Below are 18,552 nucleotides of genomic sequence, written 5' to 3' on the forward strand. Positions count from 1 at the left end.
GATGTGGGGCCTTCTTTTCCAAAACACGCTCCTTGCGGCACATCCGTGTGACGCTTGGGCTCCGCCATCCATGGCTCCGCACAGTTTTGGAAAAGAAGGCCCCACACCACTCAACCTGGCTATGGCGTTATTCGCCCATAGGCCTCGGCCACTGATTTAAATTCTAAAACTGGTTTGCTGATTGTTGCTCATCACGACTTTGTTGATTAGCCGGAGCACCCTTCCCCCTTCCATTTTTTAAACCGGGTTATCACAGTCGATAAAACGGTGTTTGATTCCGAATTCTTTCTCCAGTGCTTTCCCTAATGCTTGTACGCCATACCGTTCGGTGGCGTGGTGGCCGGCGGCGTAGTAGTGGATGCCGCTTTCTCTGGCTGTGTGGGTGGTGGGTTCTGAGATTTCGCCGCTGATGTAGGCGTCCAAACCGGCTTCTATCGCGGTGTTGATGAAGCCTTGTGCGGCGCCTGTGCACCACCCTACCCGTTTGATTTCCGCTTTGCCGTTGCCGACGATCAGGGGTTCGCGGTGTAGTGCGCGGGCGATCTGGAGGCCGAATTTTTCCGGGCTCAGGGGGGCCGGCAGTTCGCCTTCCCAGACCAGGCCGTTTAACGGTCTTGCGTTTTCGATGCCCAGTACGTCAGCCAGTTGGCGGTTGTTGCCGTATTCCGGGTGGTCGTCGAGTGGGAGGTGGTGGGCGACGAGGTTGATGTCGTTGTCCAGCAGGCGTTTAATGCGGTCGCGTTTCATGCCGCGGATGCGCTGGTCTTCGCCTTTCCAGAAGTAACCGTGGTGTACCAGAATCATGTCGGCGCCGGCGGCTATGGCGGCTTCGATGAGTTCCATGGAAGCGGTTACGCCGGTGACGATGGTGTTAACGTCGTTTTTGCCTTCTACCTGTAACCCATTCGGACAATAATCCTGGAAGTTTTCGGGCTCGAGCCACTGGTTTACTTTCACGAGGATGGCATCTCGGTTTGTCATAACTACCCTCTTTCGTTTCGACTTGGGAGCTTTCGGCTGGCGGGCAGGGCCGTCTGGGAACCGCTACAAGCACATCCATGTGCGCTTGTTTCGGGCCATCCCTGGCCCTCTACATTCCCAGACGGCCCTGCCCACCAGCCTTTATCAACTTTGTGCGTTCATCCAAAAAATAGCGAAGCTGGGTGTGAAGGGGGCCTCCGGGAATGTCTGTGGCCAAGGACGGCCACAGCCAAGCGCACATGGATGTGCTCGTAGCGTTTCCCGGAGGCCCCCTTCGCACCCAGCTCACCTCCGTATTATCAGGCTAAAGCGACTGAAACCCCCGAATCAATGCATCATTCTGCTCAGCCGTACCGATGGTTATGCGCAGAAACTCGCTGATTCGGGGTTTGTTGAAGTGGCGGACGATGATGCCCTGCTCTCTCAGGCCTTGCGCCAGGTTTTCGCCGGATTTTTCGGTGTGGCGGGCGAATACGAAGTTGGCTTTTGATGGCAGAACTTCAAAGCCGAGGCCTTCCAGGCTTTGGGTGACTCGCTCGCGTTCGGAGATTACGCCTTCGCAGGACTTCCGGAACCATTCCTCGTCTTCGTAGGCGGCTTTGGCGCCGGCCAGGGCTAATCTGTCCAGCGGGTAGCTGTTGAAGCTGTTTTTTACGCGGTTAAGCGCTTCGATCAGGTCCGGGTGGCCGATGGCGAAGCCTACTCGTAAGCCGGCCAGGGAGCGGGCTTTGGAGAGGGTTTGGGTGACCAGCAGGTTCGGGTACTGGTCTACGAGTTTTATGGCGGTTTCGCCGCCGAAGTCTATGTAGGCTTCGTCGACTACAACCACGCGCTCTGGGTTGGCCTGGAGGATGGTTTCTATGTGTTCCAGGCCCATGTAACGGCCCGTGGGGGCGTTGGGGTTGGGGAAGATGATGCCGCCGTTGGGTTGCGTGTAGTCTTCAGGGTTGATTTCAAAGCTGTCTGTGAGGGGCACGGCTTTGCCTTCTACGTTGTAGAGGCCGCAGTACACCGGGTAGAAGCTGTAGGTTATGTCCGGGTAGAGGATGGGCTGGTCGTGCTGGAACAGGGCGTAGAACAGATGCGCCAGGACTTCGTCGGAGCCGTTGCCGAGGAAGACTTGTTCGGGTTGTACGCTGTGGTATTCGGCCAGGGTCTGGCGCAGGGTGTCGCCTTCGGGGTCCGGGTAGAGGCGGAGGCTGTCGTTGAGTTCGGCCTGGATGGCGGCGATGACTTTTGGTGAGGGGCCGAAGGGGTTTTCGTTGGTGTTCAGTTTTACCAGATTGGGGATTTTGGGCTGTTCGCCGGGTACATAAGGGACCAGGTTTTTTACCTTTGGGCTCCAGAATTTACTCATTTTTTTGGCTCCGGGGGACACGGCAGCTGGCGCGGGGGTGACTTCCGGAAAACGCTACGGGCACGTCCGTGTGCGCTTGGCTGTGGCCTTCCTTGGCCACAGACATTTCCGGAAGTCACCCCCGCACCATCTGCCTGCATACTTTGGATGCATTATTCATGCAGTTCAGGTCACGTGGTTATATGACCCGTTTAATCATTTTTTATCCGGTACTCCGCCGAACGCGCGTGGGCCGTCAGTCCCTCGCCTCTTGCCAGGACCGATGCCACTCGTCCCATGCGGTCGGCGCCTTTGGCGCTGAAGCCGATGATGGAGGAACGTTTCTGGAAGTCGTATACGCCCAGCGGCGATGAGAATCTGGCTGTGCCGCTGGTGGGCAGCACGTGGTTGGGGCCGGCGCAGTAGTCGCCGAGGGCTTCGGCGGTGTGGCGGCCGAGGAAGATGGCGCCGGCGTGGCGGATTTCTTTCAGTAGGGTTTCCGGGTTTTCTACCGACAGTTCCAGGTGTTCCGGGGCTATGCGGTTGGCGATGGTGGCGGCTTCGCTCAGGTCGGTTACCTGGATTAAGGCGGCGCGATCGGTCATGGAGGTGCGGATGATGTCGGCGCGTTCCATGGTGGGCAGCAGTTTGTTGATGCTGGCTTCGACGGCGTTGAGGAATTCTGCATCCGGGCTGATCAGTATGGACTGGGCCTGTTCGTCGTGTTCGGCCTGGGAGAAGAGGTCCATGGCGATCCAGTCGGGGTCGGTCTGGCCGTCGCAGATCACGAGTATTTCGGAAGGGCCGGCGATCATGTCGATGCCAACGGTGCCGAAGACTTCCCGTTTGGCGGTGGCGACGAAGATGTTGCCGGGGCCGACGATTTTATCAACCGCAGGGATAGTCTCGGTTCCGTAGGCCAGTGCGGCAACGGCTTGGGCTCCGCCAATGGTGAATACGCGATCGACGCCGGCGGTGGCGGCAGCGGCCAGTACTAAGTCGTTAACGGTGCCGTCCGGGGTGGGGACAACCATGACAACCTCGCGGACTCCGGCCACTTTAGCGGGTATGGCGTTCATCAGTACCGACGATGGATACGCCGCTTTGCCACCGGGCACGTAGAGGCCGGCCCGATCCAGGGGGGTGACTTTCTGGCCCAGTAAGGTGCCGTCGTCGTCCTGGTATTGCCAGGATTCCTGGTTCTGTCTCTGGTGATAGTCGCGCACCCGTTCTGCGGCCTGTTCCAGTGCGTCGCGCTGGTCCTGAGGGATAGCGTTCAGCGCCTGTTGTAGGCGACCCTGGTCCATTTCCAGTTCGCTGACGCTGGCTACATCGAGGCGGTCGAACGTTTTGGTGTATTCCAGTACCGCCTGGTCACCCCGGGTTTTCACCTGATGCAGGATATGGCGCACCGTTTCGTTAACCTGATGATCAACACTGTCGTCCCAGGCCAGCAGTGCGGTCAGTGAGCTGTCGAAGTCGCTCTGAGATGCGTTGAGTCGTTTGATGTTAACGGTCATGGTCTGATCCTGCTCAGTTTTGAGGGTTATCGGCGTTTGTCCACGGCTGCGGCCAGTTTCTCAATAATGGCATTAACCGGTTTGTGCTTCATCTTCATGGAGGCACGGTTCACCACCAGGCGGCTGCTGATGTTTTCGATCAGTTCCCGCTCTTCCAGGCCGTTGGCGCGCATGGTGTTGCCTGTGTCAACGATATCAACAATTTCATCGGCCAGGCCCAGAATGGGGGCCAGCTCCATGGCGCCGTAGAGTTTGATGATATCGGCCTGGCGGCCCTGAGTTGCGTAGTAGCGACGGGCGATGTCGACAAATTTGGTGGCCACGCGGATGCGTCCGGCAGGTGTGGCTTCACCTTTCGGGCCGGCGGTCATCAGGCGGCAGCGGGAGATGTTGAGATCCAGTGGCTCGTAGAGTCCGTCGCCGCCATGTTCCATCAGTACATCCTTGCCGGTTACGCCAAGGTCGGCGCCACCGTATTCCACATACGTAGGCACGTCGGTGGCCCGGATGATCAGTACCCGTACGTTCGGGTCTGTGGTGGGGAACACCAGTTTGCGGGTTTTCTTGATGTCGTCGACCAGTTCAATCCCGGCATCCGCCAGCAGTGGCAGGGTTTCTTCAAGGATTCGCCCCTTCGACAAAGCGATGGTAATGGAATCTGTCATGCGTTCTTCCGGTTTCCCGTGTGTGTCTGTTATGCGGGCAGGCGGCGGATGCTGGCGCCGAGCTGCTGCAGTTTTTCCTCGATGCACTCATACCCGCGGTCGATGTGGTAGATACGATCCACAATGGTGTCGCCTTCAGCCATGAGGCCGGCGATGACCAGACTGGCTGAGGCCCGCAGGTCGGTGGCCATAACCGGAGCGCCGGTGAGGTGGCTGACGCCTTTGATGATGGCGGCGTTGCCTTCCAGTGTAATATCAGCGCCCATGCGGATCAGTTCCTGCAGGTGCATGAAGCGGTTTTCGAACACGGTTTCCACAATGGTGCCTGTGCCCTCGGCCACGGCGTTCATGGCGGCAAACTGGGCCTGCATGTCGGTGGGAAACGCCGGGTAAGGTGCGGTGCGGATGTTGACCGCTTTCGGGCGCTGCCCTTTCATGTCCAGCTCAATCCAGTCGGAACCGCTGGTGATGTGGGCACCTGCCTCTTCAAGCTTGAGCAGTACCGCATCCAGAAGATCGGCGCGGGTGTCTTTCAGCTTTACCCGGCCACCGGTTGCTGCAGCCGCCACCAGGTAGGTGCCGGTTTCGATCCGGTCCGGCAGTACGTCGTAATGGCAGCCGTGGAGGCGTTCCACTCCTTCCACTTCGATGGTGGCTGTGCCGTGGCCGGTGATTTTCGCACCCATGGCAATCAGGCATTCCGCCAGGTCGACCACTTCCGGCTCCCGGGCGGCGTTTTCCAGGATGGTGGTGCCATCCGCCAGCGCGGCGGCCATCAGCAGGTTTTCGGTACCGGTTACTGTAACCGTATCCATGAAGATATGGGCGCCGTGCAGACGGCCGTTGGTTCTGGCCTTGATGTAGCCGTTTTCCACGGTGATCTCGGCGCCCATCTGTTCCAGCCCCTGGATGTGCAGGTTTACCGGTCGGCTGCCAATGGCGCAGCCGCCGGGCAGGGAGACTTCGGCCTGGCCAAAGTGTGCCACCAGCGGGCCCAGCACCAGGATTGAGGCGCGCATGGTTTTCACCAGCTCGTAGGGCGCGTGGGAGTGCTCAATGGTGTTGGCGTGGATTTCCACGCTCATTTTTTCATCAATCAACAGGTCGACGCCCATGCGGCCGAGCAGCTCGATCATGGTGGTTACGTCGTGCAGGTGCGGCAGGTTGCCAATGGAAACCGGCTCATCCGCCAGCAGGGTGGCCGCAAGAATCGGCAGAGCCGCGTTCTTGGCACCGGAAATACGGATTTCGCCGTCCAGAGGCTTACGACCCCGGATTAAAAGTTTGTCCACAATAAAAATCCTGTTGTGTGCGCGGGGTTCAGCCCTGGCGTGCCGCCCATTCAGCGGGGGTAAAGGCTCTCGGGTGAAGTGCGTGAATCGTGCCGTCCATCAGTTGCTGGAACAGCGCTTTGTTGATCAGCTGCTGCCGCTTGATGGTCGACAGGCCTTCAAAAACATCGCCTATAACCACTACCAGGTAATGTGTGCCGTCGATCTGTACCTGCACCTCACACTCGGGCAGTGCCTCTTTGACCAACTGGGTAACTTCGGCGGTGTCCATAGTAAATCCTCGGGTATTTAGGTGTCAGGGGCGGGATTGTAACCAATCCGCAAGGCTGCTCAAAGCGGCAAGGGAGACGAGGCGCTCAGGCGCTCCGGTAAATGTCAGGGAAACGCCCTGCTTTTCCGCCTGCCGGCTCCAGCAAAGCAGCATGGAGAGTATCACGCTGTGGGTGGTGACCAGCCCGGAAAGGTCCACTTCAAGATCTTTGTCGGCGGCTGCAATCAGCCGTTCGCCTTCGGTACGCACGGGCATGACATTACGGGCGTCAATGGCGCCGGCAACCGACAGTACGCCGGCTTCCCGCTGGACCTTCGGGGCCTGATCGCTCATGAGTTGTTCACTTCCTCTTCCAGGTTCAGCGACTCCACGGCATCGCTCCAGTCGTCGATCACCTTCTGCACCTGGCCACCACTGGCTTCCATTTCCTGGGCAAAACGGTCCCGGAATGACAGGCCTATGTTCACCCCTTCTACAATCACGTTTTCCATCATCCAGTCACTGCCCTCCTTGCGGTACATGGAGTAGGTTACAGAGTGGCGGTCGCCTGAGCCGGTTACAACTTCCATGGCGACGGAAGCACGGTTGTCATCCCGGGGGTTAATCGTGGCGTCGGTTACCCGGATCTGGAAATCGTCAGCGCTGACCAGTGCCTGGGCGTAGCTGTCGAAGAGGCTGCGCTTGAAGCGGACAACAAACTCATCGCGCTGTTCACGGGTTGTCTGGCGGGCATAGCGGCCCATCACCCGGGCGGCAATGCGGCGGAAATCCACAAACCCTTCCAGGGCGTCATTCATGTTCTGGTAGAAGGCTTCCGGATCACGCTCATAAAGGCCGCGCTCGGCACTGAGTTTTTCCACCAGACGCTGGGTGTTCTCGTCCACGTATTGGCGCAGGTCTTCTTCCGGGTTGGCCTGTGCCTGTGTCACAAACACCGCCATCAGTGTGAGGATGAGGCATAGTTGCCGGGTTAATGCAGTCATCTCGCTTCTCCTGTGTGATTGCCCGGCGGCTTATTTGCCAGAGGCAAAATTGCTGATCAGCCGCTCGATGTTCATCGCAGACTGGGTGGAATAGAACGTATCACCCGGGGCGAGGGATTCCATATCGCCCCCTATGGATATATCAATGTACTGCTCGCCCAGCAGGCCGGATGTACGTATTACTGCAGCACTGTCGGCGGGTATGTTGTCTATATTGGCATTAATCGACATGGCCACCCTGGCCTGAAAGGTTTCCGTATCGAGGGTGATGGCGTCGATACTGCCGATGGTCACTCCCGCCATGGAAACCTTACCCCGGGGTGTGAGGCCGCCGGTGTCGTTAAAATCGGCGTAAATGGTGTACGTGCTCTCGGCGGATTTCGGCGACAGCCCGCTTACCTGCAGCGCCAGAAACAGCAGCGCCGCCAGCCCGGCGAGCATAAACAGCCCTACTGCAATATCCGTTGTTCTTTGCTTCATTACCGGCTCCCGGTGTTATCTCATCTATTATCGTGAATCAGAAATTGCCGAACATTACGGCGGTCAGTACAAAATCCAGCCCCAGCACCGCCAGCGAGGAATACACCACGGTTTTGGTGGTGGCCGAGCTGATGCCTGCGGAGGTGGGCACGCAGTCATAGCCCTGATACACCGCAATCCAGGCACAGACAAAGCCGAACACAACACTTTTGATGACGCCGTTGACAACGTCGTCCCAAAAGTCGACCGAGGCCTGCATATTGCCCCAGTAAGACCCTTCAAAGACGCCGAGCCACTCCACGCCCACCAGCATGCCGCCCCAGATGCCAACCATGGAAAAGATAATAGCCAGTACCGGCATGGCAATAAACCCGGCCCAGAGCCTGGGAGCAATCACCCGGCGCAGCGGGTCTACGCCCATCATTTCCATACTGGAAAGCTGTTCCGTGGCTTTCATCAGGCCGATTTCGGCGGTCAACGCTGAACCGGCTCGCCCGGCGAACAGCAGCGCTGTGACCACTGGCCCCAGCTCGCGCACCAGGGTAAGCGCAATCATCTGGCCGATGGCGGCTTCGGAGCCGAAGTCGCTGAGTATAGTGTACCCCTGAAGCCCCAGCACCATGCCGATAAACAGGCCGGACACCACAATGATGGCCAGCGACAGGACGCCCACCGAGTACAGCTGCTTTAACAGCAGCGGAAAACCGGTGGCCGGACGAGGCACACCCCAGAGAACACCTGCCAGAAAACGACTGGCGCGGCCCAGGGAAACCACCAGTTCGGTTCCGCTGCGCCCGAAAGAAGCGATTCTGTCGATCACGAGGCACCTCCGGCCAGACCGAAATCCGCAGCCGCGGCCGGCGACGGATAATGGAACGGCACCGGCCCGTCCGGCTGGCCCTGCAGGAACTGCTGTACCTGTTCAGACGGGTGCTCCTGTAACTCGGCCGGGGTGCCGGCACCAATCACCTTGCCGTCGGCAATAATGCAGGCGTAATGGCAGATGCTCAGGGATTCCTTGACATCATGGGACACCAGAACGCTGGTGAGTCCCATGGAGCTGTTCAGATCATGAATCAGCTTGACCAGCACCCCCATGCCGATGGGGTCCTGCCCGGCAAAGGGCTCGTCGTACATGATCAGCTCCGGGTCCAGCGCAATACTGCGGGCCAGAGCCACGCGCCGGTTCATGCCACCGGACAGCTCCGACGGCATCAGCTCGCGGGCGCCGCGCAGGCCTACCGCTTCGAGCTTCATCAATACGATATCGCGAATCATGTCTTCCGGCAGGCTGGTGTGCACCCGCATGGGAAAAGCCACGTTTTCGTACACGCTCAGATCGGTAAACAGTGCCCCGCTCTGGAACAGCATGCCCATTTTCCGGCGAAATGCGTAAAGCTCCGTGCGCCCAAGTTTCGAGATTGGCTGGTTGTCTACCATTATCTGACCGGAATCCGGCTGCAACTGGCCGCCGATCAGCCGCAGCAGCGTGGTTTTCCCGCTGCCACTGGGGCCCATAATGGCCGTGACTTTGCCGCGAGGTATCTCCACGGACACGCCGTTGAATATCCGGCGGCCAGAGCGTGAAAACACGACGTCTTTCAGTGAAATATACGAGTGCAAACTTATCGTCCTTACTTTTTCGGCCAGATGCCCTTAGCCTTCACAGGGGCGCTACATTATGCCAAGCGGGCCACAAGCTCAATCCATAGTGGCGGAAATAACGGCACTGCAATGATCTGCTGGCACCCCGGCTGGTGTGAGATGTTATACTGCGATCCGGCATTTGCAATTCCACTTTCCAGACAGAAGACAGGCCACAAGCCAGATGAGCGAACACACAGCAGACAGCTTCCGGACTTCCGCACTTCAGGCGATACGTATTGAGCGTGATGCCATCAGCGCCCTGGAAAACCGTATTGACGAACACTTCATACGGGCGTGTGAGGTCATCATGGCATGCAAAGGCCGGGTTGTGGTAACCGGCATGGGCAAATCCGGCCATATCGGCCATAAAATTGCCGCCACCCTGGCCAGTACCGGCACCCCGGCGTTTTTTGTGCACCCGGGCGAAGCCAGTCACGGCGATATGGGTATGATCACCAGCCAGGATGTGGTGATCGCTATTTCCAACAGTGGCAATACCAGCGAAGTGGTCACTATACTGCCGTTGATCAAGCGCATGGGCGCGCCCCTGATCAGCATGACCGGCAACCCGGATTCCACTCTGGCAAAAGAGGCGGCAGCAAATCTGGATGTCAGTGTAGAAACCGAGGCCTGCCCTCTGGGGCTCGCCCCCACATCCAGCACCACCGCCACTCTGGTTATGGGCGATGCCCTGGCGGTTGCCCTGCTGGAGGCCCGCGGCTTCAGTGCCGAGGACTTTGCCTTTTCACATCCGGGTGGCAGCCTCGGGCGCCGGCTTCTGCTGCACGTTTCCGACATTATGCATACAGGTGATCGCATCCCCAGCGTCAGCGAGGATACGACTCTCAGTGGCGCCCTGCTGGAGATTTCCCGTAAAGGCCTGGGCATGACCACGGTTGTGGATGCGAACGGCCGGATGACGGGCATTTTCACCGACGGCGACCTGCGCCGGACCCTGGACAAGTCTCTGGATGTACACACCACTCCGATGCGGGATGTGATGACCCGTAACGGGCGCACCATCCAGCCGGAGCAGCTGGCCGCCGAAGCCCTGAACATCATGGAGGGCCTGAAAATCAGCGCCCTGCCGGTCACAGACAGCAGCGGCACCGTGGTGGGCGCTATCAACATGCACGATCTGCTCCGCGCCGGCGTTATTTAAGCAGTTCTCTGAGAGACTCTATGACAAACATACTGACAAGCCCGCTGCACGATCTCTGGCCGGCGGCCCTTCTGGAAAAAGCCGCCCGTATCCGCCTTGTAGCTCTGGACGTGGATGGCGTGATGAGCGATGGCCGCATCTATTTCACCGCCAGCGGTGACGAGCTGAAAGGGTTCAACATTCTCGATGGTCTGGGGCTGAAGCAGCTGATGGCCGCGGGTATTACCGTGGCCGTGATTACCGGCCGCACCTCGCCGTTAACCGAAAAGCGCATGCAGGATCTGAACATCCCGCACCTGATGCAGGGGCGTGAAGACAAGAAAGTGGCACTGCAGGAGCTGGTAAACACCCTGGATATTCCGGCAGAAGCCATTGCCTATATGGGAGACGATTTACCTGATCTGCCGGCGATTCGCTACGCTGGCCTGGGCATCACCGTGCCCAACGGCTACTGGCTGGTACAGCAGCACGCGGATTACTGCACTCAGGCCGCCGGAGGCAGTGGCGCTGTGCGGGAACTGTGCGATCTGCTGCTCAGTGCCGGAGGCCACCTGAATACAACCCTTGCGCCCTATCTGGACACCTGACCATGGCCGAGAGCACACAAGACAGCCTGCTTTCCCGGCTGGCTCTGGCGGAACGGCCCGGGCTGCGCATGCTGGCTCTGGCCGTGACCATTGCCGCCGCTGCGTTTTTGCTCTGGCGTGGTAACGAACCGCCTCCCCCCAGTAGCAGCAGCGACGCCCGGCAATTGCGGGGCGATGCCGAGCCCGATGGTTTTGTGGTCAACGGCCGCTATACCTCTTACGATGAAAACGGTCAGCGCAAGGTTGTGTTCAGCAGCCCACGCATTGAACAGTTTGAAGAAGGCGGGCTGGCCATTATGACGTCTCCCAGTGCAAAGCTCTCCGGCCAGACTGAAGACGAACCCTGGATCGTGAATGCCGATATAGGCCATCTGCGTCAGAGTGACGACCTGCTTTATCTCATGGGGAATGTACGCGTGGAACGCATGATCGGTGAACGCGAGGCGACTCTGACAACCGAGAGCCTGACCCTGGATAACCAGCAGGGTACTGCCTTCACTGACGACCCGGTCACCATCACCGATAATCTGGGGGTCACCCGGGCCATTGGTATGAAGGCATGGATAGATGAACGTATTCTGGAACTCAACTCCCAGGTGGAAGGACGCTATGAAACCGTCAACTAACCCCCTCCGCAGGCTGCTGGCCATGGCCCTGGCTGCAAGTCTTACCGGCCCGGCGCTGGCATTTGACCTGGATTCCGACACTCCGATTACCGTCAGTGCCGACAGAGCCCGACTGGATGATGGCAAAGGAGTGGCCACCTATACCGGGTCGGTTGAGCTGATTCAGGGCCAGACCCGGCTGACGGCAGACCGGGTAATGCTCTACCGGAGTGTGGAAGGTCTGAACCGCATTGAAGCCAATGGCACGCCGGCCCGCTATCAGCAACCGGTGACCAACGGCGAGGGTGAAACCGATGCCCGGGCGCTTCACATTACCTGGTCGGCCGCTGACAAGCAGCTCACCTTTGAGCGGGAAGCCGAGATTGAACAAAATGGCAACCTGTTTCGCGGTGATGTTATTCATTACGACACAGAACAACGCGTGGTGACCGCGCAGGGCAGCGAGGACACAGGTTCCGGCCCGGGCCGGGTGGAGATGGTGATCCAGCCCCGCAGCGGCACCGACAGCACTCAATAATCGCAGGCACAGACCCAATGGCAGTTCTCAGAGCGAGTAATCTGGCGAAAAGCTATAAACAGAAAAAAGTTGTGATAGATGTGTCGCTGGAAATCCGCAGCGGCGAAATTGTTGGCCTGCTGGGGCCCAACGGCGCTGGGAAAACCACCTGTTTCTACATGATTGTGGGGCTGGTCAATGCTGACAATGGCCGTATTACCATCGACAGTGAAGACATCACCCCGCTACCAATGCACGGGCGCGCGCGCAAAGGCATTGGCTACCTGCCACAGGAAGCCTCCGTGTTCCGCAAACTGTCGGTGCGGGACAACATCATGGCGATTCTGGAAACCCGCAAAAACCTCAGCCGAGCCGAGCGCCACAAAAAGGTTGAGCAGTTACTGGAAGAGTTCCATGTAACCCACATTCGCGACAGCCTGGGCATGGCCCTCTCCGGGGGCGAGCGGCGCCGGGTGGAAATAGCCCGGGCCCTGGCCATGGAGCCCGCCTTTATTCTGCTGGATGAACCGTTTGCGGGGGTAGACCCGATTTCCGTCAGTGATATCAAACAGATTATCCGCCATCTCAGGGACAAGGGGATCGGTGTCTTGATCACCGACCATAACGTGCGCGAAACTCTCGATATCTGTGAAAACGCGTACATAGTTTCCGGAGGGCACATCATCGCCTCCGGTAACTCCGAAGCCATTCTTGCCAACCAGCAGGTCAAGGAAGTATACCTTGGGGATGAGTTCCGCCTGTGAGCCAGATTGTGTTGCAGGCATAGAGCAAGTAAACTCGGCAGAGAACTTGCAAGGAGGCTCACGTGTGGCGGCAAGTCGCCGGCACACAAGAACTTTTTGCCTGTGTGACAAACACCGCACAGGTATAAATAACGGACCCTGAGCGATGGTTATGAAAGCCTCATTACAATTAAAGCTGGGCCAGAGCCTGACAATGACGCCCCAGCTGCAACAGGCAATCAGGCTTCTGCAGCTATCGACACTCGATCTTCAGCAGGAAATCCAGCAGGCACTTGAATCCAACCCGCTGCTGGAAAACCAGGAAGACGAAGAACAGGCTGCGGCAACGGAAACCGATTCCGGCCAGCAGGAGCAAAGCGCTTCCGAAGAAGCACCCTATGAGACTCTGCCGGAAAACGCCCCTGACAATATTCCCGATGATCTGCCCGTCGATACCGCCTGGGATGATATTTACCAGTCCGGCCCTGCCCCGGCGCCCCGCAATGACGACGACAGTGATCACGATTTTGAAACCCGCAACTCGCCCACTGAAACCCTGCGGGACCATCTGGAGTGGCAGCTGAACCTGACGCCGCTGAGCGAGCGTGACCAGGCTATTGCTCATGCTCTGATGGATGCAGTAGACGACCAGGGTTACCTCACCAGCTCTGTGGAAGAGATACACAGCGGCCTGACGGAAACCGACGATGATGACCCGCTGGAGCTGGATGAAGTAGAGGCCGTGCTGACCCGCCTGCAGTTTTTTGATCCGCCGGGGGTGTTTGCCCGGGACCTGCAGGACTGCCTGCTGATCCAGCTGAATCAATTACCACCGGAGACACCCTGGCTTGCCCAGGCACGGCTGGTTATAACGCACTATATAAGCCTGCTGGGCAACCGGGATTACGCCCAGCTGCTGCGCCGCAGCCGGCTCCGGGAAGACCAGCTGCGGGATGTGCTGGCACTGATTACCAGTCTCAACCCGCGCCCGGGGGATATCATTGATCGCACAGAGCCGGATTATGTTATTCCGGATGTTATTGTCAGCAAAGACAAAGGTCGCTGGCGGGTTGAACTGAATCCGGACATAGCGCCGCGACTTGGCGTGAATGCCAGCTACGCTTCATTGATAAAGCGGGGCGACAACAGTGCCGACAATACCTACCTGCGTGACCAGTTGCAGGAGGCTCGGTGGTTTATCAAGAGTTTGCAAAGCCGTAACGAAACCCTGCTGAAGGTGGCCACCCGCATTGTTGAGTACCAGCAGGATTTTCTGGAACACGGCGAAGAGTCCATGAAGCCGCTGATTCTTTCTGACATTGCGGAACTGGTGGAAATGCACGAGTCGACGATTTCCCGTGTGACCACGCAAAAGTACATGCATACCCCCAGGGGCGTGTTTGAACTGAAGTATTTTTTCTCCAGTCATGTCAGTACCAGCGAAGGCGGAGAGTGCTCATCAACAGCGATCCGGGCTATGATAAGGAAACTGGTGGCGGCAGAAACACCAAAAAAACCATTGAGCGACAGCAAAATAGCGACCATGCTTGGAGATGAAGGAATTAAAGTAGCGCGACGGACGGTTGCAAAATACCGCGAGGCCATGCACATTCCGCCCTCAAACGAGCGCAAGCGCCTGGTCTGACCCTGATCACAGACCGGTTTGCCGGAAATTCCGCCGGGGCTCTCTGGCCCCGGCACACAGGCCGACGCCAGGCGTCGGCGCAGATGACAACAGGAGACGTCTATGCAACTCAACATTTCAGGCCATCACGTAGAACTGACTCCCGCACTGAAAGACTATGTTACTGAAAAGTTTCAGAAGCTTGAGCGGCACTTCGACCACATCAGTAACTGCCAGGTAACACTGGGGGTGGACAAGGTTCGCCAGATAGCGGATGCCACGATGCACGTGGTGGGTGGTGAGATTAACGCAAAGGCGGAAAATGAGGATATGTACGCGGCGATCGACAGCCTCGTGGACAAGCTGGACCGGCAGATCCTCAAGCACAAAGAAAAGAACCTGGACAGGATGCAGGGAAATATCGCCCGCTAGGCGCCTGTTTTCTCTGCATGTTATCTACTCAGGCTGCGACGCGGGTACCGTGTCGCAGCTTTTTTAACAAAAGCGCGGTCAATTAATGAGCGACACATACCTGACAATCGACAATATTCTTGTGCCGGAGCTGACCCTGTGTAATGTACAGGCCGCCAGTAAAAAACGGGTACTGGAGTTTATTGCTGAGCAGATTGGGGAACACTATGATGGTGTCAAAGAGGGCCAGATTTTCACTAACCTGATTGCCCGGGAACGCCTGGGCAGCACCGGGATTGGCCAGGGGATTGCGATTCCCCACTGTCGTCTGGAAGGACTGGACAGGGTTCTTGGCCTGCTGATGACTCTGCAGGAGCCGGTGGAATTTGATGCCATTGATAACCAGCCAGTGGACCTGGTGTTTGCTCTGGTTGTACCCAAGGATGCCACCAGTGTGCATCTGGAGCTCCTGAGTCAGCTGGCTGAAAAGTTCAACGAGCGCAGTTTTTGTGACAGTCTCCGGCACAGCGAAGATGCAGCAACGCTTTATGAGCGTATGACCGCCTCCAGCGGCTGATCGTCACCCTTAATCACTCTGGCAACAGGTTTTTCATCATGAAACTGATCATCGTCAGCGGCCGCTCAGGCTCCGGCAAAAGTACCGCCCTGCACGTACTGGAAGACCTGGGTTACTATTGCATTGATAACCTGCCCATCGGGTTGCTGTTCCCCCTGACCCGGGAAGCGGCCGCCAAACAGAACGCACCCGGCAGACTCGACAAAATGGCCGTCAGCATTGATGCCCGCAACCTGTCGGATGAGCTGGCCAATTTTGAAGAGATTTACCGCAAGCTCCACGCAGACAACATTCAGGTGGAGATTATTTACCTGGACGCGGATGAGCAGTCCCTGCTTCAGCGCTTTCACGCCACCCGGCGCAAGCACCCGCTGAGCGACGACCAGACCTCGCTGAGGGAAGCCATAAGCAGCGAGAAAACCCTTCTGGAACCCCTCTCCAGGCTGTCAGACCTGTATATCAACACCAAGGGTCTGTCGATGTACGAGCTGCGGGATATGGTCAAGCAACGGGTCGCCGGCCGGAAGGATCAGGAACTGGCGCTGCTGTTCCAGTCGTTCGGTTTCAAGCACGGCGTGCCCCTGGATTCTGACTTTGTGTTTGATGTGCGCTGCCTGCCCAATCCCTACTGGGACACCCGGCTACGCAAGTTTACCGGTACCGACCAGCCGGTGATTGAGTTTCTTGAGAACGAACCTGCAAGCCGGAAAATGATCAGCGACCTGACCGGCTTTCTGGAAACCTGGATTCCTTCCTTTGCTGACAGCAACCGCAGCTATATGACGATTTCCATCGGCTGCACCGGCGGCCAGCATCGCTCGGTTTATATCTGTGAACAGCTGGGGCGGCATTTTCGCGAACACCGCACCAATGTACAGGTAAGGCACACAGAGCTGCCCCACCTGCAGGCACGGAAAGAGGTCTGACCCACTGTGATCTGTCAGCCCATTGTTATTATCAACAAGCTTGGCCTTCACGCCCGGGCCACTGCAAAACTGGTGGCGACGGCTTCCGGGTTCGAGAGCTCGATTACACTGCGCAATAACGGCCGCGAAGCCAACGCCAAAAACATCATGCAAGTGATGATGCTTGCGGCCAGCCAGGGCACTCACATGAAGCTGGTGGCAGACGGACCGGATGAAGAGCAGGCTGTGGATGCTCTGGCAGAGCTGATTAACGATTACTTTGGTGAAGGCGAATAAGCCAGCCACCCCAGGAGACTCATGTCTGACATTCCGGAAAACAGCCAGGCGCGCCAGCGCTTACGGTTACTGAATGAAGCCCTGGACACTGGCGCCCTGAAGCAGGTTGCCCGGATTCTTAACAGCGGCCTGAGCCCCAGTGACATTGCCCACCTGCTTGAATCGTCGCCGCCACGCCAGCGTGCCCTGCTCTGGAATCTGGTGGACAAGGAGCTGGAAGGCGATGTTCTTCAGTATCTGAATGAAGATATCCAGAGCGAATACCTGAGCCGCCTGAACGCCCGGGAACTGGCGTATATTCTGGAAGACCTGGAGTCGGACGATCTCGCCGACCTGTTGCAGCAGTTGCCGGAGAAGGTGATTGCGGAAGTGCTCGAAACCATGGACGAGCAGGACCGGCAGCGGGTTGAAAAGGTGCTGGCCTACCCCGAAGACACGGCCGGCGGGCTGATGAACACGGACACTATTACCGTGCGCCCGGACATCAGCATAGACGTTGTCCTGCGCTACCTGCGCCAGCACCGGGCACTGCCCCCCATGACCGACAGTCTGATTGTGGTCAACCGTCGGGATGAGTTTATCGGCATGCTGCCGATCACCAAAATGCTGGTGTCCAACTCTACGGCTACAGTCCGGGAAGTCATGGATACAGACGTTGAGCCGATTCCGGTCACGCTTGCGGATACCCGGGTGGCCACCCTGTTTGCCCGCTATGATCTGATTTCCGCACCCGTGGTCAGTGAGGACGGGCACCTGCTCGGCCGTATCACCATTGATGACGTGGTGGATGTTATCCGGGAGGATGCCGACCAGTCGCTGATGAGTATGGCGGGCCTTGATAACGATGAAGACACCTTCGCCTCTGTGTGGATCACGACCCGGCGCCGGGCCGTGTGGCTGGGGGTCAACCTGCTTACCGCGTTCACTGCCTCGGCGGTGATTGGCCTGTTTGAGGACACCATTGCCAAAGTAGTGGCCCTGGCTGTGCTCATGCCGATTGTGGCAAGCATGGGTGGTATTGCCGGCAGTCAGACCCTGACACTGGTTATCCGCGGCATGGCCATCGGGCAGATCAGCGGCGCCAATGTGCGCTGGCTGCTGAACCGGGAGTTTTTTTCCGGTATCCTGAACGGCGTGCTCTGGGCTGCCGTTGTTGCACTGGCGGCTATGGCCTGGTTTCAGGATGTACTTATAGGCGCAATTATCGCCGCTGCCCTGGTGATCAATCTGGTGGTAGCTGCCCTGGTGGGCACGGTGCTGCCGCTTTTCCTGAAATCCCGTAACATTGACCCGGCGCTGGCGGGCAGCGTAATACTGACCACCGTGACGGACGTGGTGGGCTTTATGTCGTTCCTTGGCCTTGCCACGCTTTTCTACGCCTGATCCGGCAACTATGGATACCTACCATGATTGATCAGCAACACGACGATACCCCTGAATACTCCGGCCCGAGCAAGTCACAGCTCAAGCGGGAAATGCATGCACTCCAGGAACTGGGCAAGCGCATGCTGGATCTGAGTAACGATCAGCTGAGCACGCTTCCCATCAGCGATACCCTGCGACATGCGATTGAGGAATCCCGCCGGATACGGCAGAACGAAGCCAGGCGGCGGCACCTGCAGTATATCGGCAAGATTATTCGTCAGGAGGACGACCCGGACGCAGTGCAGCGGGCGATTGATGCCTTTGATTCCGGCAGTGAAGAACACACCCGGCGCCACCATCTGGCCGAGCGCTGGCGCGACCGGATGATCGCCGAAGGCGATTCGGCGGCAGGGGAGTTTCTCGGCTACTGCCCGAGTGCAGATATGCAGCACTTGCGTAATCTGGTGCGCAACGCCCGCAAGGATGCTGAGAAGCAGAAGAATACCGGCCAGGCCCGCAAACTGTTCCGTTACCTGCGTGAGTGCGTGGACGAAGCCGAGTCCTGACCGGCTCTCCCCTGCCCC

At 58.1% G+C, this 18,552-nt stretch carries 23 protein-coding genes; 12 read left to right on the forward strand and 11 right to left on the reverse strand.

Annotated features, from left to right (window positions below; all coding sequences use genetic code 11):
- Positions 1-237 precede the first annotated feature (237 nt).
- The 11 genes from FFI95_RS13260 to FFI95_RS13310 all read right to left on the reverse strand — a co-directional run bounded on the left by FFI95_RS13260 (position 238) and on the right by FFI95_RS13310 (position 9,151).
- Positions 238-981, reverse strand: coding sequence for a Nif3-like dinuclear metal center hexameric protein (locus FFI95_RS13260; protein ID WP_144823303.1), 744 nt, complete (start codon positions 979-981; stop codon positions 238-240).
- Positions 982-1,285: 304 nt separating this feature from the next.
- Complete coding sequence (hisC, locus tag FFI95_RS13265) at positions 1,286-2,338, reverse strand: histidinol-phosphate transaminase (RefSeq protein ID WP_144823305.1); 1,053 nt, start codon at positions 2,336-2,338, stop codon at positions 1,286-1,288.
- Between the two features lie 191 nt (positions 2,339-2,529).
- Positions 2,530-3,837: a histidinol dehydrogenase gene (gene hisD, locus FFI95_RS13270; RefSeq protein ID WP_144823306.1), complete on the reverse strand. Its 1,308-nt coding sequence runs from the start codon at positions 3,835-3,837 to the stop codon at positions 2,530-2,532.
- A 26-nt stretch (positions 3,838-3,863) separates the two neighbouring features.
- Complete coding sequence (hisG, locus tag FFI95_RS13275) at positions 3,864-4,502, reverse strand: ATP phosphoribosyltransferase (RefSeq protein ID WP_144823308.1); 639 nt, start codon at positions 4,500-4,502, stop codon at positions 3,864-3,866.
- A gap of 29 nt (positions 4,503-4,531) precedes the next feature.
- Entirely contained in the window at positions 4,532-5,794 is a 1,263-nt protein-coding gene (murA, locus tag FFI95_RS13280; RefSeq protein WP_144823310.1) for a UDP-N-acetylglucosamine 1-carboxyvinyltransferase, read from the reverse strand.
- 28 nt (positions 5,795-5,822) lie between these two features.
- The gene (locus FFI95_RS13285; RefSeq protein WP_144823311.1) at positions 5,823-6,065 is read right to left on the reverse strand and encodes a BolA family protein; all 243 of its coding nucleotides are present in this window, start codon (positions 6,063-6,065) and stop codon (positions 5,823-5,825) included.
- 24 nt (positions 6,066-6,089) lie between these two features.
- Positions 6,090-6,398 carry an STAS domain-containing protein gene (locus FFI95_RS13290; RefSeq protein ID WP_144823313.1) on the reverse strand — a complete coding sequence of 103 codons (309 nt, stop codon included), beginning with the start codon at positions 6,396-6,398 and terminating at the stop codon, positions 6,090-6,092.
- Positions 6,395-7,048 (reverse strand): MlaC/ttg2D family ABC transporter substrate-binding protein, encoded by a 654-nt coding sequence (locus FFI95_RS13295; protein ID WP_144823314.1) that lies wholly within the window; start codon positions 7,046-7,048, stop codon positions 6,395-6,397. The genes FFI95_RS13290 and FFI95_RS13295 overlap by 4 nt, the downstream gene beginning before the upstream one ends.
- 30 nt (positions 7,049-7,078) lie before the next feature.
- Positions 7,079-7,528 (reverse strand): outer membrane lipid asymmetry maintenance protein MlaD, encoded by a 450-nt coding sequence (mlaD, locus tag FFI95_RS13300; protein ID WP_144823316.1) that lies wholly within the window; start codon positions 7,526-7,528, stop codon positions 7,079-7,081.
- A 37-nt stretch (positions 7,529-7,565) separates the two neighbouring features.
- Positions 7,566-8,348 carry a lipid asymmetry maintenance ABC transporter permease subunit MlaE gene (gene mlaE, locus FFI95_RS13305; RefSeq protein ID WP_144823318.1) on the reverse strand — a complete coding sequence of 261 codons (783 nt, stop codon included), beginning with the start codon at positions 8,346-8,348 and terminating at the stop codon, positions 7,566-7,568.
- Positions 8,345-9,151, reverse strand: coding sequence for an ABC transporter ATP-binding protein (locus tag FFI95_RS13310; protein ID WP_425463064.1), 807 nt, complete (start codon positions 9,149-9,151; stop codon positions 8,345-8,347). The genes mlaE and FFI95_RS13310 overlap by 4 nt, the downstream gene beginning before the upstream one ends.
- Before the next feature lie 205 nt (positions 9,152-9,356).
- Between FFI95_RS13310 and FFI95_RS13315 the strand changes: the two genes are divergently transcribed.
- The 12 genes from FFI95_RS13315 to yjgA all read left to right on the forward strand — a co-directional run bounded on the left by FFI95_RS13315 (position 9,357) and on the right by yjgA (position 18,534).
- Entirely contained in the window at positions 9,357-10,337 is a 981-nt protein-coding gene (locus FFI95_RS13315; protein WP_144823321.1) for a KpsF/GutQ family sugar-phosphate isomerase, read from the forward strand.
- Positions 10,338-10,357: 20 nt separating this feature from the next.
- Complete coding sequence (locus FFI95_RS13320; RefSeq protein WP_144823322.1) at positions 10,358-10,924, forward strand: KdsC family phosphatase; 567 nt, start codon at positions 10,358-10,360, stop codon at positions 10,922-10,924.
- A gap of 2 nt (positions 10,925-10,926) precedes the next feature.
- The gene (lptC, locus tag FFI95_RS13325; RefSeq protein ID WP_144823324.1) at positions 10,927-11,550 is read left to right on the forward strand and encodes an LPS export ABC transporter periplasmic protein LptC; all 624 of its coding nucleotides are present in this window, start codon (positions 10,927-10,929) and stop codon (positions 11,548-11,550) included.
- On the forward strand, positions 11,534-12,067 hold the full coding sequence (lptA, locus tag FFI95_RS13330; RefSeq protein WP_144823326.1) for a lipopolysaccharide transport periplasmic protein LptA: 534 nt from the start codon (positions 11,534-11,536) through the stop codon (positions 12,065-12,067). The genes lptC and lptA overlap by 17 nt, the downstream gene beginning before the upstream one ends.
- A gap of 17 nt (positions 12,068-12,084) precedes the next feature.
- Positions 12,085-12,810: an LPS export ABC transporter ATP-binding protein gene (lptB, locus tag FFI95_RS13335; protein WP_144823327.1), complete on the forward strand. Its 726-nt coding sequence runs from the start codon at positions 12,085-12,087 to the stop codon at positions 12,808-12,810.
- A 151-nt stretch (positions 12,811-12,961) separates the two neighbouring features.
- Positions 12,962-14,434, forward strand: coding sequence for an RNA polymerase factor sigma-54 (locus FFI95_RS13340; RefSeq protein ID WP_144823329.1), 1,473 nt, complete (start codon positions 12,962-12,964; stop codon positions 14,432-14,434).
- 102 nt (positions 14,435-14,536) lie between these two features.
- Entirely contained in the window at positions 14,537-14,845 is a 309-nt protein-coding gene (gene hpf, locus FFI95_RS13345) for a ribosome hibernation promoting factor (RefSeq protein WP_144823331.1), read from the forward strand.
- Between the two features lie 85 nt (positions 14,846-14,930).
- Positions 14,931-15,401: a PTS IIA-like nitrogen regulatory protein PtsN gene (gene ptsN / locus FFI95_RS13350; protein ID WP_144823332.1), complete on the forward strand. Its 471-nt coding sequence runs from the start codon at positions 14,931-14,933 to the stop codon at positions 15,399-15,401.
- A gap of 38 nt (positions 15,402-15,439) precedes the next feature.
- Complete coding sequence (gene rapZ / locus FFI95_RS13355; RefSeq protein ID WP_144823334.1) at positions 15,440-16,327, forward strand: RNase adapter RapZ; 888 nt, start codon at positions 15,440-15,442, stop codon at positions 16,325-16,327.
- A 6-nt stretch (positions 16,328-16,333) separates the two neighbouring features.
- Entirely contained in the window at positions 16,334-16,603 is a 270-nt protein-coding gene (locus FFI95_RS13360) for an HPr family phosphocarrier protein (RefSeq protein ID WP_144823336.1), read from the forward strand.
- A 21-nt stretch (positions 16,604-16,624) separates the two neighbouring features.
- The gene (gene mgtE / locus FFI95_RS13365) at positions 16,625-17,986 is read left to right on the forward strand and encodes a magnesium transporter (RefSeq protein WP_144823338.1); all 1,362 of its coding nucleotides are present in this window, start codon (positions 16,625-16,627) and stop codon (positions 17,984-17,986) included.
- A gap of 23 nt (positions 17,987-18,009) precedes the next feature.
- Positions 18,010-18,534 carry a ribosome biogenesis factor YjgA gene (gene yjgA / locus FFI95_RS13370; RefSeq protein ID WP_144823339.1) on the forward strand — a complete coding sequence of 175 codons (525 nt, stop codon included), beginning with the start codon at positions 18,010-18,012 and terminating at the stop codon, positions 18,532-18,534.
- The last annotated feature ends 18 nt before the right edge of the window (positions 18,535-18,552 follow it).

Origin of the sequence: Marinobacter piscis (genome assembly GCF_007671655.1) — a bacterium.
GTDB classification, from domain to species: Bacteria; Pseudomonadota; Gammaproteobacteria; order Pseudomonadales; family Oleiphilaceae; genus Marinobacter; species Marinobacter piscensis.

What these genes read in the sequence shown, in the direction of transcription:
- FFI95_RS13260 (WP_144823303.1), bottom strand. Translation starts at nt 981, where the DNA reads ATGACAAACCGAGATGCCATCCTCGTGAAAGTAAACCAGTGGCTCGAG.
- hisC (WP_144823305.1), bottom strand. Translation starts at nt 2,338, where the DNA reads ATGAGTAAATTCTGGAGCCCAAAGGTAAAAAACCTGGTCCCTTATGTA.
- hisD (WP_144823306.1), bottom strand. Translation starts at nt 3,837, where the DNA reads ATGACCGTTAACATCAAACGACTCAACGCATCTCAGAGCGACTTCGAC.
- hisG (WP_144823308.1), bottom strand. Translation starts at nt 4,502, where the DNA reads ATGACAGATTCCATTACCATCGCTTTGTCGAAGGGGCGAATCCTTGAA.
- FFI95_RS13285 (WP_144823311.1), bottom strand. Translation starts at nt 6,065, where the DNA reads ATGGACACCGCCGAAGTTACCCAGTTGGTCAAAGAGGCACTGCCCGAG.
- FFI95_RS13290 (WP_144823313.1), bottom strand. Translation starts at nt 6,398, where the DNA reads ATGAGCGATCAGGCCCCGAAGGTCCAGCGGGAAGCCGGCGTACTGTCG.
- FFI95_RS13295 (WP_144823314.1), bottom strand. Translation starts at nt 7,048, where the DNA reads ATGACTGCATTAACCCGGCAACTATGCCTCATCCTCACACTGATGGCG.
- mlaD (WP_144823316.1), bottom strand. Translation starts at nt 7,528, where the DNA reads ATGAAGCAAAGAACAACGGATATTGCAGTAGGGCTGTTTATGCTCGCC.
- FFI95_RS13315 (WP_144823321.1), top strand. Translation starts at nt 9,357, where the DNA reads ATGAGCGAACACACAGCAGACAGCTTCCGGACTTCCGCACTTCAGGCG.
- FFI95_RS13320 (WP_144823322.1), top strand. Translation starts at nt 10,358, where the DNA reads ATGACAAACATACTGACAAGCCCGCTGCACGATCTCTGGCCGGCGGCC.
- lptC (WP_144823324.1), top strand. Translation starts at nt 10,927, where the DNA reads ATGGCCGAGAGCACACAAGACAGCCTGCTTTCCCGGCTGGCTCTGGCG.
- lptA (WP_144823326.1), top strand. Translation starts at nt 11,534, where the DNA reads ATGAAACCGTCAACTAACCCCCTCCGCAGGCTGCTGGCCATGGCCCTG.
- lptB (WP_144823327.1), top strand. Translation starts at nt 12,085, where the DNA reads ATGGCAGTTCTCAGAGCGAGTAATCTGGCGAAAAGCTATAAACAGAAA.
- FFI95_RS13340 (WP_144823329.1), top strand. Translation starts at nt 12,962, where the DNA reads ATGAAAGCCTCATTACAATTAAAGCTGGGCCAGAGCCTGACAATGACG.
- hpf (WP_144823331.1), top strand. Translation starts at nt 14,537, where the DNA reads ATGCAACTCAACATTTCAGGCCATCACGTAGAACTGACTCCCGCACTG.
- ptsN (WP_144823332.1), top strand. Translation starts at nt 14,931, where the DNA reads ATGAGCGACACATACCTGACAATCGACAATATTCTTGTGCCGGAGCTG.
- rapZ (WP_144823334.1), top strand. Translation starts at nt 15,440, where the DNA reads ATGAAACTGATCATCGTCAGCGGCCGCTCAGGCTCCGGCAAAAGTACC.
- mgtE (WP_144823338.1), top strand. Translation starts at nt 16,625, where the DNA reads ATGTCTGACATTCCGGAAAACAGCCAGGCGCGCCAGCGCTTACGGTTA.
- yjgA (WP_144823339.1), top strand. Translation starts at nt 18,010, where the DNA reads ATGATTGATCAGCAACACGACGATACCCCTGAATACTCCGGCCCGAGC.